Source organism: Cellulophaga sp. RHA_52 (assembly GCF_007827205.1).
GTDB classification, from domain to species: domain Bacteria; phylum Bacteroidota; class Bacteroidia; order Flavobacteriales; family Flavobacteriaceae; genus Cellulophaga; species Cellulophaga lytica.
In genome coordinates this window covers 2,788,416-2,801,853 of sequence record NZ_VIRZ01000001.1, presented here as the reverse complement: position 1 = coordinate 2,801,853, position 13,438 = coordinate 2,788,416, and the positions used below count along the sequence as shown (strand labels likewise).

Below are 13,438 nucleotides of genomic sequence, written 5' to 3'. Positions count from 1 at the left end.
CTTATGATTTAGAAGAGATTATAACACCATTTTTTAATGTTATTTTCTTATTACATTTCTTTTCCCAACTTTTATTATTACTAACAATTATTAAACTCCAAGGGTGCGTTTTTAGCGATAAATAATCTATAATTTGGTTTGCTTCTTGTTCTTCAAATAAATCTAATGGATTTTCTAAAATTAGTACCTTGGGTTGTTTAACTATAGCTCTAGCTAAAACCAATTTTTTAGTTGTTGTATAGGCAATTTGTTTGCCTTCTGGAATTAATATTGTATTTAAACCTAGAGTTTGTTGCTTTAAAAAATCTATTAGTCCTAAGTGCTGAAAGGTTGTGTATATAGCTTCATCACTAATTTCTTCGTTTCCAAAGGTTACATTTTCCCTAATACTACCTTCAAAAGTAGTTTCTTCAAATAAAGACATTCCTAAGTTTGCTCTGTAGTTGTTTATAAGTAAACCACTAATAGCCAAGTCGTTCACGTGCAAATAGCCACTTGTAGGTAACACAAGACCAGCCATTAATTGTAATAAAGTAGACTTTCCAGATCCACTTTCACCAGTAACTAAAACTCTATCTTTAGGATTAACAGTAAAAGATATGTCTTTTAAAATTGTTTTATTTCTTTCCCCTACGGTATATGATATGTTATTTAATTCTAAGGTAAAATCATCCTTTTCATTAATAATTTCACCTGTTTGTGGTTCCAAAGGTTTGTCTACAATTTGACCAAGTTTTTCAATAGAAGTTAAAACATCGTAAAAAGACTCTAAGCCTAATATCAATTTTTCAACAGAATTAATAACAAGTAAAATTATAATTTCAGCAGCAACAAACTGACCAATATTCATACGTTGGTCTAGTACTAAAAAACCTCCAATAGATAGTAAGCCAGCTGTAACTATAACTTTAAACCCTATCATTTGTAAAAATTGCACCTTTAAAATAGAAAAGTGACTTTCTCTAGATTTTAAATAGTTATCTACTAGGTAATCTGTTTTTTCTAGAGCTAATGATGTTTTTCCGGATAGTTTAAAACTAATTACAGATCTAGAAATTTCTTGTAACCAGTGGGCAACTCTGTACTTATTTTTAGATTCATTTAAACTAGTGTCTAATCCTTTTTGAGAAGTGTATTTAAAAACAACATACGCTAAAAGAACCAACAATATTCCAAATAGAATAAAGAACGGATGATAAAAGGAAAGTAAAATTAAAGCAAAAATTATTTGTAAAAGGGCAGAGGGAACATCTATTAAAATTTTAGATAATCCTTTTTGTATTGTTAGGGTATCAAAAAACCTATTTGCCAATTCAGGAAAATGCAAATTTCTTAATTCTACCATTTTTATTTTAGGAAAACGATAGCTTAACTCAAACGAGGCACGTGTAAAAATTCGTTGTTGTATGGTTTCTATAATTCTTATTTGCATTAGTTTTAAAACACCAGAAAAGGCAACTCCTATAGTAACTAAAACAATTAAAACTACCCAAGAAGCAGATACTTGGGCGCCTTGTAGTAAATTTATAATGGTTTGTATACCAATAGGTAAACTAAGGGCTACTATACCTTCAAAAACAGCATAATAACCAATTTGTAATATATCTTTACGCTCTAACTGCAATAGCCCTAAAAATCGTTTCCAAGGTGTTAAAGTTTTATTTGGCATTTGTTAGTGTTTTAAAAGTTAAGTCTGTATAAAAATCTGTTGGTGTAATTTTGCTATTACAGTTGGTAATAGACTTAAAATGTAGCTTTAAAAAATGCTGGTGTAACGCACCTTCTACCAAACTACTAGCAAAACTTAAAGCGTAGTTGTAATTAGGATTATAAGCTGCTATTATTTCTGCTATACGTTGTACAGTACGTTTATAAGGCATAAAAAAACCTTCTTTATTATCTTGGTCTACACCTTTGGTGTAATATGCTTTAGAGTTTTCATTAATAATAATGGTATATAACAACTCTTCGTTAATATGACTATACTTATTATCTTGCTCAGTAGTTTTGGTAACCACCTCTATTGCTTTTTTTAATTTTTCTTTAGTATTGCTAATGCTGTACGTTTCTATAACTAATTGGTACTCTATCCAACCCCAGTACCAAGCAGTTAAATACATCAATAGTTTATGTTTACTCTCAAAATATCTATATATAGAACTTTCATTAGAACCAATATTTTTACCTAGTTTTTTAAATGTAAAATCTTCAAAACCAATTTCTTCTAAAAGCGTAATACTGTGTTCAATAATTTTTTTCCCTAGTGTAGATGATTCCGGGTCTTTTAAATAGATTCCTTCAGGTATTTCTATTTTAATATTTGATAGTAATTTTTTCATAACTAAAACTATTATATGCAAATATAATAGTAATACTATTAAAAAAGAAACACGTTCTATTAACGTATTAATATTTAATAGGTTAAAATTAACTAAAACACTAATAAAATAAGGTCTTTGGCGAGTTAATTAAATATGTGTTAAATGTTATTAATGTTTATTTTAAAACAAAAAATTAAAGGTTTGTATCAGTTTTTAATACAAATTATACTAGCAATACAACACCTTACATATACTTAAAACACCTAAAAGTTAAGGTTTCACAGAAAACCTAAGGGTGTTTACAGAAAGTTACTTTTTTACATAGTTACTATACATAGATTTGAAATGAAAATAGAAATTAATATAGAACAGGACTATGAAACTAAAATTAACAACAGTACTTTTTTTAATCTGCACCGCACTTATAGCTCAGAATAAAGAAACGTTTACAGGTAGTGAAGATAATGTAGAATATAAAGCCATTTTTGATGGGCAAAATGTTTATTTAACATTGCGCACGGAGTTTAAAGAGACTATGCAATCTATGTTACACCGTGGTTACACCATTTATTTTGATATAAAAGGAAAGAAAAAGAAAAATGTAAGTATACAGTATCCGTTAAAAGCAGAACGTCCAGAAAAAGGAGCTAGACCAGAAAGAGGTGAGCGTAGAGAAAATAGAGAGAATAGCGAGCAAAAAGGACCAGAAATTGCAAAAATGATAGAAAAATTGCCTAAAAAAGCAAATTACTCCTATTTTGATTCTTCTGAAGATTTTAATTTAGATATGAATAATTTGGGTATTGTAATGAATTACAGCTATTCTGAAAATGAAGAAGAAGGTCCTGTTTTAGAATATCATTTAAAAATACCAGCATCTAAAATATCCACAGAAACTGGCAATCTCTCTAAGCTGTCTATTGGAATTGTATCTACCAAACAAGAACAAAAAAACAGTCAACAAAAGCCTAATATTAGTATGGGTGGCAGGCAAGGTGGTGGTGGCCAAGGCGGACGTTCTGGTGGTGGCAAATCTGGTGGTGCAGGAAGAGGAAGTGGCGGAGAAAGACCACCACAAGCAAACACAGATTCACAAGTAGAGAAAATAGATTTTTGGTTTAAACTATATCCAAAAAAGAAAAAATAAAGAAGAAACACTAACCATAAATAATTTTTTAGTTTGTTTTCTTTAAGCCGGTTACGTTGTGGTAATCGGTTTTTTAATTTAAGAAGTAATTAACTATAAAAGCTAAGTTTTTTTAGATGCTTGTTTAAACTTTTAACAAAAACCAGTGTCTTATATGTATAGAAAGTATTAATCTTAAAATGTATTAGTTATGAAAACATTAATAAAAAAATACATCATACCTGTAACACTTTTAGTTGCAATAACAGCTCAGGCTACTGCACAAAGAAAACGTACAGCAAATGAGAAAACGGTAGTAAAAACTACAACCACAAGAACAACAGTAAGCAAAAGAGTACCAAGTACAAAAGTTACTTATAAAACACCTAAAAAGAAAGTTGTATCTGTAAGAACAATTCCTAACAGAACCGTTATAAAACACAGAGGTACTAATTATTACTATGCTAATAATAAGTTTTATACACAGTCTAGAGGTAGGTATATTGTAATTGCTCCAAAAGTAGGGTTTAGAATACATGTATTACCACCAAACTATAAAAGAGTACGTTTTAAAAACCATAATTATTACACTGCACAAGGTATTTTTTATGTTCAGGTAAATAATGAATATGAGGTTGTAGAACCTGAGGTAGGTACTGTTGTATATGAGCTGCCAAGTGATTATGAGAAAGTTAATTTAGACGGACAAACCTATTACGAGTATGCCAATGTACTATATGAAAAAGTACAGGTAAATGGTACTAGAGCTTATGAAGTAGTTGGTATTATAGATATGGATTAACGCAAGTAACTACTGCATTTACAGCAGTTTATTGCTATAAAAAGAGGGTAACTAGCATCTAGTTATCCTCTTTTTATGTTTTATTTTTGCGCAACGGCAACAGGTTTAAGCCTTATAACACCAAAGGCATTAAGTATTTTAATAATAACGTAAGTAACATCTACCTCGTACCATTTTACACCAAAATTAGCTCTACTTGCATACTTGTGGTGGTTGTTATGGTAACCTTCTCCCATCATTAAAAAATCGAATCTAAAAAGGTTTTTACTCGTGTTTTTCATTTTAAAATTTACATAGCCATAAATATGTCCAAACCAGTTTATAATAACACCATGTATTGGTGCCATTAAAAATGTAATTAGCAACAAAGCCCATTGCCAAGCGGCTGTAGTAAAGTAAACAAAAAATAAAATGTATAATGTAATCCAAAGTAATCTAGAGAATCTAGAGCTTGCAAATGCATCAAAAGATTTCCATTGTGGTACGTTTTTAGTAAACCGTTTGTCTACTGCAATACGCTCTTTATTAATGTCTTGGTAAACAGTTTTTGTGCGCCACATCATAGAAAACAAATTGTCGTCATAAGCAGGGGAGTGTGGGTCTTTTTCTGTGTCTGTATACGCGTGGTGCATACGGTGCATTACACCATAACCATAGGCGCTTAAGTAACTAGACCCTTGAAAAATCCACGTAAGTACAAAGGTAATACGCTCTGTAGTTTTAGACATTGTAAATACTTGGTGTGCGGCATAACGGTGTAAAAAGAACGACTGAAAAAACAGACCTCCATACCATAATACCAAAACAAAAATGACTATAGCCATATAACTTTTTTTTGCAAAGGTAAACGGGAGTTTTTCGCAAAACAATGAACCTAAGTCAATAAAAAGCCACTATATGTAGGCTTATAGGCGCTTTCTTATACGGCTTAGAGCCTGTGCTGTAATACCAATGTAAGAACTTATGTACTTAAGCGGAATTACCTTTAAAAGTTCAGGTCTTTCTTTAAACAATTTTAAGTAACGTTCTTCTGCGGTTAGGTTAAGTAAGTTTTGCTCTCGTTTAGATTTTATTAAAAATAAACGCTCTGCAGTTAGCCTACCTATAAAATTACCAATTTGTGTTTTAGCGTAAACCTCTTGCAAATCGTTATAAGTTATGCTTAAAAGTGTTGTTTTTGTTAACGCTTGTAATTGGTATGCAGAGGGCTGCTGAGTTAAAAAGGAATCATATGCACTAATAAATTGGTTGTTAAAACTAAACCCAAACGTAATTTCTTTTTCTGGGTTGTCTTTTGGTATAAACAAACGCACAACACCAGTTTCTATAAAAGAAATATGATTTTCTATCTCGTTTACTTTTAAAAATATATCCTTTTTAGGAATTTCTCTACGTTGTAATTTAGAGGTAAAAAACGCCCAATCTTCATTAGAAATTGTTGCAATCTGATCTAAATATGCCTTTATCTGCTCCAAACCTTAATATTACTAGTGTTTTAAGTTGGTAAAGATACGTATTACTGTTTTTTTAAGCATCAAATTAATTAATATATAACGTATTCATATTCGTCTTGCATAAACGTGTAGACTATATGTTTTTACACTAAAACTTACCTTAATTTTAATTGTATTATTTGCAAATACAATTCAGCTAAAAATCATTTTAATTAGTACTTTAAATATTTTTTATAAATTATTTATTAATAATAAGTTACAAAAAAGAGCCTTTCTATTTTTATTGGCACTATCTTTGCACTATTGATATCAAATTATCAAATTATTAATACAATATTATTATGAGTAAAGGAACAGTAAAGTTTTTCAACGACACAAAAGGATTCGGATTTATAACTGAAGAAGGAGTAGAGAAAGATCATTTTGTACACATTTCAGGATTAGTTGATGAAATCCGTGAAGGTGATGTAGTTGAATATGACTTACAAGAAGGAAACAAAGGATTAAATGCAGTAAACGTAAAAGTTATCTAAATATATATTTCAAGTTTTTACAAAAGTCCATCATTAGTTTGATGGACTTTTTTTTATGCCCAAAAACGAGTAATTGCAATAAATGTGAGCTTATTTTAAAATGATTTGTATTTTGCTAAAAAATAGAAATAGAATGAGTGATGACAAGTTTATGCAAGAAGCTGTAAATGCAGCTTTAAAAGGAATGCAAAACAATGAAGGCGGGCCATTTGGTTGCGTTATAGTAAAAGACGGTAAAATTATAGGCAAAGGAAATAATAAAGTAACATCTACTAACGACCCAACTGCACATGCAGAGGTTACAGCAATTAGAGATGCGTGTAAAAACCTAAACTCTTTTCAGTTAGATGGTTGTATAATTTACACCTCTTGTGAGCCTTGCCCTATGTGTTTAGGAGCTATTTACTGGGCAAGACCAGAAAAAGTATACTATGGTAGTAGCCAAGCAGACGCTGCTAATATTGGTTTTGATGACGAGTTTATTTATAAAGAAATTCCGCTACCTTACAATGAAAGAAGTATACCTTTTGAGCAATTGTCTCCTGAAATTGCAATAAAGCCTTTTCAAGAATGGACTAAAAAAGAAGATAAAACAGAGTACTAATTATAAGTTACTTGGTTTTAAAGCACTACTTAAACGAGTTAAATACTGGTTTAAGTAGTGCTTTTTTATTGATTGGAGAATAAATGTATAGCGTTAACAAAAATTTTAATTACGATAATACCAAAATACCAATACCTATAATTTTGACTTTAAAAAAATAGATATGGAAAATTGGTTGTTTGCCTCAGGTGAAATTATAGGAAAAGTTATACTAAGTATTTTAGCAATTTTTACAATAGTTATTGTAATTACTAGAATATCTGGCTTACGTACTTTTGCCAAAATGTCTAGTTTTGACTTTGCATCTACCATTGCAATAGGCTCTATATTAGCGTCTATAGTTTTAAATTCTAGCCAATCTATTACTAAAGGTGCAATAGCTTTAGGTGGTATTATATTATTTCAATCTGTTTTTTCATATTGCAAACGCAATTTTGAATGGTTTAATAATTTGTTTACCAATAAACCAATGTTATTAATGGATAAAGGGGAATTTATACTTAACAATTTAAGAAAAACAAATGTAGATGCTAAAGATGTGTATGCTAAGCTTAGAGAAGCTAATGTAAAAGATAAAAGCGAAGTTTTAGCCGTAATATTAGAAAGCACCGGAGATATATCTGTACTACATAAAAGTAAAGATGTTGAGCTGTCTAAAGATATTTTAACGGGTGTTAAAAAGTAAACAGACTAAAAGATATGCATTACTTTTGTACTAATTAGGTATTATAAAAACTATAATTTGTTAGAAAAAAGGCAACAATTGCCCTCAGAGCAATTAACAGATACAGACTATTTTATTTACTGCTTAGAGGCTGTAGAAGATATAGAAATTGATACGGTTACCACTGCACAAAAAAAGTTAGCAGAATTAACCAAGCAATATGGTGTAGCCAGTATTTACAAAACATGCGATACTATAGAAGGTTTAGAAGCTAGTTTAAATACATTGCTTTTAGATGATCATAACTTTAAAAATTACGAGGTAATTTACCTTGTTATTACTGGCGAGGCTAATAGTATTTGTTTAAATGATTATTACTATAGTTTACAAGAAATTGCAGAAATTTTTGAAGGAAGATTGCAAAATAAGATTCTACATTTTTCTAATGCCAAAATTTTAGATTTAGACGAAGAAGAAGCACAGTATTTTATAGATATTACAGGTGCTAAAGGTGTATCTGGTTACGGTAATGCTTACAACGGTATATCTAGTGCAGATTTAGATAAAGCATTTTTTAATTTATTTAAAGAAGATGATAATATGTTTGATGTTGTAGAAGAACTACACCAAAGACATTATAAAATGTGTAAACTATTAGATTTTAGATTGTATTACTAAATACAATTACAGCATATTATACTGTTTATTTACTAAAGCAATTATTATTTTTCTATTTTATATAGAGATAATTAGTAATACTTTTAATAATACAATAACCACTACTAATGTGTATTAAATGTGTTTTTCACTTAAATATTTCCAATAGCGTTTAGGAACATGTTGTATATGTAGTTTCATATTTTTTCTAGAAGCAATGTTTGTGCTCTTAAAGTAATCGTTCCATAATTGCTGAAACTCTAACTCTACAGCAGCAAAAATTTCTGAAGATGTTTTGGTAGGGTCAAAGTCTGCACCTAATTCTAGCGTAATAATATCTACTTTATCTAGGTTATAATACAAGCCATACTTCCGTTTTAAATCGTAAATAAGCCATTTTTGGTCTGCATACCGCTTTTCAAAATGTCTTTTTATAAGTGGCAGTACATTAAAATCTGGTTCTATATTAGCAAAGTAAATACCGTCTTTAGTTAGTTTAAACCGTACAAAAGCCTCCATTCTGTGCTTTTCTCGCCCTACGTTTTTAGTAAGTTTGGCTATCTCTAAAATATGAGCGTTTGTAAAGTCAGACCCTACATTTTTTTTAGCAGCAAAAACATACACTATTGCATTAAATAAAGTATCTTCTACAGTAGGTTTTTCACTTAAAAAGGCATAGTAAAACCTGCGTAATTCATCTGTAGACATCTTCTTTTTTAAGCCAGCCCAAACACGGTTACTTTTTTCTTGGTCTGTATACACCGTATCAAAACTTCCAAATAAAGGCTGCTGAAAACGCTGTTCTGTAACAATTTTAACGGTCTTTAATTTTAGCTCAAAAGCAGTAAAAACGGCAGTTAAAAATCCATCAAAAGTAGCGTCGTAAATTAGCGTAGTTTCCATTTTAAAAATCTATCCAAAAAGGTTTAATTGGTTGCTAAGCATATCTGTATACTTACTTTTAGAATTTTGTAAAATAAGACCTTTAATTTTCTCGGCTGTTAAATCTCTGCTTTCAAATTTGTTAGATGCACACACCAAAAAGTATTGCGCACGGTTTAAAGACACCCCAATAGCTTTTAAATGCTCCCAATTAAGTTGCCTGTACCGCCTAGCTTTTAGTATTTTGTATACAGATTTCATTCCTAAACCAGGAATTCTTGCCAACATATGCTTATCTGCCTTGTTTACATCTACAGGAAACTCGTGCATATTACGCAATGCCCAACCCAGTTTAGGGTCAATATCTAAATCTAAATGTTGGTGTTGCTCGTTTAAAATTTCTTCAATATTAAAACCATAAAAACGTAACAACCAGTCTGTTTGGTACAGTCTGTTTTCGCGTAACATAGGTACAGGAGTGCCAATTTGCGGTAAGCGTGTATCATAACTAATAGGCACATAACCAGAGTAGTACACACGTTTTAAATTAAAATTTTTGTAAAAATAATTAGAGGTGTACATAATTTGCATATCATTTTCACCACTGGCACCAACAATCATTTGTGTACTTTGCCCACCAGGAGCATATTTTGGAGTACTTTTAATAAGTTTTTTCTCGTTTTTGTACTGTATAATTTCATTTTTTACCTTAATCATAGGTTTAATAAAATCTTCTCTATTTTTATCTGGAGCCAAAAGTTTTAACCCTTTTTTAGTCGGAATTTCAATATTTACACTAAGTCTGTCTGCATACAAACCAGCCTCACGCATTAGCTCATCACTAGCACCCGGAATAGATTTTAAATGTATGTATCCATTAAAATTTTCTTCTAAACGCAATTTTTTAGCCACAGCAACCAAACGCTCCATAGTATAGTCGGCACTTTTAAAAATACCAGAGCTTAAAAAAAGTCCTTCAATATAATTACGTCTGTAAAAATTTATAGTTAAATCTACCACCTCTTGTACTTTAAAAGCAGCACGTTTAATGTCATTACTTTTACGCGTAACACAGTAGGCACAATCAAATATACAATAGTTGGTAAGTAGTATTTTTAAGAGCGATACACAACGGCCGTCTTCTGTATACGTATGGCAAATACCAGAAGCAGATGCATTACCTAATCCCTTATTAGTGTTTGTTCTGTTGCTACCGCTAGAGGAGCATGATACATCATACTTTGCAGCATCTGCAAGGATGTTTAATTTTTCTTGTACACGTTGAAAAGACATACCTAAAAATTTGAGTTTAGACTGTAAAGATACAATGTAAACAAATAAAAAACACATTTTGCAATTAATTTATATCTCATATTATGATATATAAGTATGTAATTTACTATATTTGACACTGAAAATAATGCAGTTATGAACCGTATTAAGTACGTATTAGAAGACAAGGGTATAAAGCAAACTTGGTTAGCAGAAAAGCTAGGTAAAAGTTACAATATGGTAAATTCTTATGTACAGAATAGGAGGCAACCCAGTTTAGAATTGTTGTATGAAATTGCCCATATTTTACAAGTAGAAGCCAGAGATTTGTTAGATGGCAACCAAGCAGTTTTTAACACCAATAATACAGTTAAAACAGACACCGTTAGTATACCTTTAGTAGGCTCTGTAGCTTGCGGATTGCCAATTTTTGCAGAAGAACATATTGAAGCTAAAATTGAAGTTTCTACCAAGCTAGTAAAAAAACCTTCAGATTATTTTTTGCTAAGAGCCACAGGAGACTCTATGAACAAAAAAGGAATAAACAGTGGCGATTTACTACTAATAAAACGCCAGCATACTGCAGAAACCGGAGATTTAGTACTTGCCTTGTTAGATGATGAAGCTACGGTTAAAGAGTTTATAAACAACGGTAGCAACCTTGTTTTAAAACCGCACTCTACAAACCCAAAACACCAACCAATTATTTTAACTACAGATTTTAAAGTACAAGGTATTGTAGCAGATGTTATTAAGGTGTAGTTAAATACATAAGTTTTCTAGTGTTTTTTTTAAAAGTAGGTGGGAAGTGGCATTTTGTATTTAGGATAAAAGATGTTACACACAACTAATTTTATACCATTTATAAATAAATAGTACCCAAGTATACATATCTGTAATTACACTTAAAAAAATAGTTTTACATTGTAGGGGAATTAAACAACCAAAAGTAACCAAAATCCACTATGTGCGTTTATACACCTTTATTGGCTGAATAAACGTTAGTATTTGCGTTTATATGTAGTTGTGCGCCATTTAAAAAATGAAATATAGTAGAAAGAAAATAACTAAAGCAGGAAAAAAGATTATAACCTCAAAATCCATTGAGGAAAGAAATATTGCTCTAGAATTAATAAATGACTGGAGAGCAAATCATTTACATCCACTGAACGTTATGAAAAATGGTTTAATTCGAGTATTAATAAAACATAAAATTAAACCAATATTAATTTCTCAAAGACTAAAACGTTTAACATCGATTGAATATAAACTCGATTTGAACGAATCAATGGGACTTGGAGGAATGCAAGATATTGGAGGTTACAGAGCTGTTGTTAAAGACACAAAAGATTTATTTAAGTTAAAAGGTATTTTAGAAAGAAATACAACAAATCATAAACTAAATAAAACTGTAGATTATGTTGATAGACCAAAAAAATCAGGATATAGAAGCATACATTTTATTTACACATACAATTCAAAATTAGACAAATACGAAAATCTTCTTTTAGAATTACAAATCAGAACAAAATTACAACACAATTGGGCAACAGCTGTAGAAACAGCTGGCATATTGACCAAAACCTCTCTTAAATCGAGCCAAGGTCCTGATGAATGGCTTGATTTTTTCAAGATAGTTAGTTCTCTTTTCGCAATTAAAGAGGAATTACCTGTTTTAGAAGAACATAAAGAACGCTCAATGGAGAACTTAATGGTTGAATGCTTTAATTTAACTAATGAACTTAAAGTTATAGATATTCTGAAGGCATTACGAATTTCTGCAAGACAAATAGAAATTGAGAAATTTAATGGAGATTATTATTTAATAAACATCAACGTCAAGGAAAAATTTGTAAATATTCAGACCTTCAAAAAAAGAGATTATGGAATTGCTTCAGAAGAGTATTTGAAATTAGAAAAAGATATTAAGGAAAATGAAAATGCTGTAGTTCTTGTATCAGCATCATCAATAAAATCATTGAAAAAAGCTTATCCAAGTTACTTTTTAGATACATCTGAATTTATTTCAGCTCTTGAAAGAATAAATGAAAATTGTGAAAGATTAAAATTAGTTAAGTAAAAAACGAACGCACAACACCATATATAATTAATGGCTGGTTTTAGCCTACATATGAAAGTGACTCGTGGATTTTCTATTCGGTTTTTATTTGATAACTTTAGTACTTAAACCACTCAATAAACTATATACAAACAAGTTAGGTGCAAGTTGAAAAAACATAACAAGACAATTAATCTAATATATTTAAACTATGGATTTAATAAACAAATTATTGGGAATAGACCCTAATTATATTGTGATTGGATTAATTGCCTTTTTCTTTTCATTGGAGCAAATAATGCAATCGCCATTTAGTTTCAAAAAAAGAATTAACCATCTGTTTCAAAATGTACTGTTCCAAATTATTCTTGTGTTTTTAAATATCTTTTTTGTAACATTTCAGGTGTTTTCAATTGAATGGTTAAATGGAAACAATATAGGACTTCTATATTTGATTGAATTACCTGTTTGGGTTAAACTTTGTGTTTCTGTTGCCTTATATGACATAACAGCGTATTGGATTCATAGAGGAACTCACAAAATCCCATTACTATGGAGATTCCATAGAGTACATCACAGTGATACAACAATGGATTCTTCAACGGTTTTTCGTTTTCATCCTATTGAATTAATTCTTGTTTTTGGAGTTGGAAATATAATTACTGCTGCGCTATTTGGTACAGATGTCTTTTCTATGGCTCTGTATTATTTTATCCTTTATGTATTTTTCTTTTTCGAACACGCAAATCTAAATTACCCAAAATGGCTGAATTCGTCTTTAGGATTATTATTTGTAATGCCAGACCATCATAGAGTTCACCATCAACAAGAACAGATATACACAGATTCAAACTATGCCGATATATTTATAATTTGGGACAGGTTATTTGGGACTTTTAAGATGATGCCAGTAGAAGATATGAAATATGGATTGGCAGAATTTGATACGGACGAAAAACAATCATTCCTCTATTTAATTAAAAGTCCTTTTATAAATATTAAAAGAATTAAAACTGATAAGAAATCTGAATAAAAAACCAGCATTTAACAATGTCTATAAGTAA

Annotated in this window: 15 protein-coding genes and 1 pseudogene; 10 read left to right on the top strand and 6 right to left on the bottom strand. The window is 30.3% G+C overall.

The annotated features are described in order from the left end of the window. Nucleotide 1: 1 nt before the first annotated feature. The gene (locus tag JM80_RS12430) at nt 2–1,669 is read right to left on the bottom strand and encodes a peptidase domain-containing ABC transporter (RefSeq protein ID WP_013622451.1); all 1,668 of its coding nucleotides are present in this window, start codon (nt 1,667–1,669) and stop codon (nt 2–4) included. Next, nucleotides 1,659–2,339: a TetR/AcrR family transcriptional regulator gene (locus JM80_RS12425; protein WP_013622452.1), complete on the bottom strand. Its 681-nt coding sequence runs from the start codon at nt 2,337–2,339 to the stop codon at nt 1,659–1,661. The genes JM80_RS12430 and JM80_RS12425 overlap by 11 nt, the downstream gene beginning before the upstream one ends. Before the next feature lie 358 nt (nt 2,340–2,697). On the opposite strand from JM80_RS12425, the gene JM80_RS16450 reads away from it, so the two are divergent. Both JM80_RS16450 and JM80_RS12415 read left to right on the top strand, forming a co-directional pair. Beyond that, on the top strand, nt 2,698–3,468 hold the full coding sequence (locus JM80_RS16450; protein ID WP_186439768.1) for a hypothetical protein: 771 nt from the start codon (nt 2,698–2,700) through the stop codon (nt 3,466–3,468). Nucleotides 3,469–3,658: 190 nt separating this feature from the next. Then, a complete protein-coding gene (locus JM80_RS12415) occupies nt 3,659–4,249 on the top strand; it encodes a DUF6515 family protein (protein WP_013622454.1) in 591 nt (196 codons plus the stop codon). 80 nt (nt 4,250–4,329) lie between these two features. Here JM80_RS12415 and JM80_RS12410 read toward each other — a convergent pair whose 3' ends face one another. Both JM80_RS12410 and JM80_RS12405 read right to left on the bottom strand, forming a co-directional pair. Then, nucleotides 4,330–5,073: an acyl-CoA desaturase gene (locus tag JM80_RS12410; RefSeq protein ID WP_144710357.1), complete on the bottom strand. Its 744-nt coding sequence runs from the start codon at nt 5,071–5,073 to the stop codon at nt 4,330–4,332. A gap of 81 nt (nt 5,074–5,154) precedes the next feature. Continuing rightward, nucleotides 5,155–5,724 carry a Crp/Fnr family transcriptional regulator gene (locus tag JM80_RS12405; RefSeq protein ID WP_013622456.1) on the bottom strand — a complete coding sequence of 190 codons (570 nt, stop codon included), beginning with the start codon at nt 5,722–5,724 and terminating at the stop codon, nt 5,155–5,157. 320 nt (nt 5,725–6,044) lie between these two features. On the opposite strand from JM80_RS12405, the gene JM80_RS12400 reads away from it, so the two are divergent. The 4 genes from JM80_RS12400 (at nt 6,045) to JM80_RS12385 (ending at nt 8,182) form a co-directional block, all read left to right on the top strand. Beyond that, on the top strand, nt 6,045–6,236 hold the full coding sequence (locus JM80_RS12400; RefSeq protein ID WP_013622457.1) for a cold-shock protein: 192 nt from the start codon (nt 6,045–6,047) through the stop codon (nt 6,234–6,236). Between the two features lie 133 nt (nt 6,237–6,369). Further along, nucleotides 6,370–6,840: a nucleoside deaminase gene (locus JM80_RS12395; protein WP_013622458.1), complete on the top strand. Its 471-nt coding sequence runs from the start codon at nt 6,370–6,372 to the stop codon at nt 6,838–6,840. 163 nt (nt 6,841–7,003) lie between these two features. Next, nucleotides 7,004–7,525 carry a DUF421 domain-containing protein gene (locus JM80_RS12390; protein ID WP_144710355.1) on the top strand — a complete coding sequence of 174 codons (522 nt, stop codon included), beginning with the start codon at nt 7,004–7,006 and terminating at the stop codon, nt 7,523–7,525. Nucleotides 7,526–7,582: 57 nt separating this feature from the next. Further along, nucleotides 7,583–8,182 (top strand): DUF6642 family protein, encoded by a 600-nt coding sequence (locus JM80_RS12385; RefSeq protein WP_144710353.1) that lies wholly within the window; start codon nt 7,583–7,585, stop codon nt 8,180–8,182. Between the two features lie 114 nt (nt 8,183–8,296). Here the strand turns inward: JM80_RS12385 and JM80_RS12380 are convergent, their stop codons facing one another. Together JM80_RS12380 and JM80_RS12375 are read right to left on the bottom strand one after the other, a co-directional pair. Then, nucleotides 8,297–9,064, bottom strand: a complete 768-nt coding sequence (locus JM80_RS12380; protein ID WP_013622461.1) for a TIGR03915 family putative DNA repair protein — start codon at nt 9,062–9,064, stop codon at nt 8,297–8,299. A gap of 9 nt (nt 9,065–9,073) precedes the next feature. Continuing rightward, complete coding sequence (locus JM80_RS12375; RefSeq protein WP_034643945.1) at nt 9,074–10,336, bottom strand: putative DNA modification/repair radical SAM protein; 1,263 nt, start codon at nt 10,334–10,336, stop codon at nt 9,074–9,076. 135 nt (nt 10,337–10,471) lie between these two features. Here JM80_RS12375 and JM80_RS16595 point away from each other — a divergent pair. From JM80_RS16595 to JM80_RS12360, 4 genes and pseudogenes are all read left to right on the top strand, one after another. After that, nucleotides 10,472–10,648: pseudogene (locus JM80_RS16595) on the top strand (helix-turn-helix transcriptional regulator); the annotation flags it as partial. Continuing rightward, nucleotides 10,643–11,077: a transcriptional repressor LexA gene (gene lexA / locus JM80_RS12370; protein WP_235183516.1), complete on the top strand. Its 435-nt coding sequence runs from the start codon at nt 10,643–10,645 to the stop codon at nt 11,075–11,077. The pseudogene JM80_RS16595 and the gene lexA, both read left to right, overlap by 6 nt. Nucleotides 11,078–11,357: 280 nt before the next feature. After that, complete coding sequence (locus JM80_RS12365; protein WP_144710349.1) at nt 11,358–12,395, top strand: RelA/SpoT domain-containing protein; 1,038 nt, start codon at nt 11,358–11,360, stop codon at nt 12,393–12,395. 190 nt (nt 12,396–12,585) lie between these two features. Then, nucleotides 12,586–13,407, top strand: a complete 822-nt coding sequence (locus tag JM80_RS12360; RefSeq protein WP_013622466.1) for a sterol desaturase family protein — start codon at nt 12,586–12,588, stop codon at nt 13,405–13,407. Nucleotides 13,408–13,438: the final 31 nt, after the last annotated feature.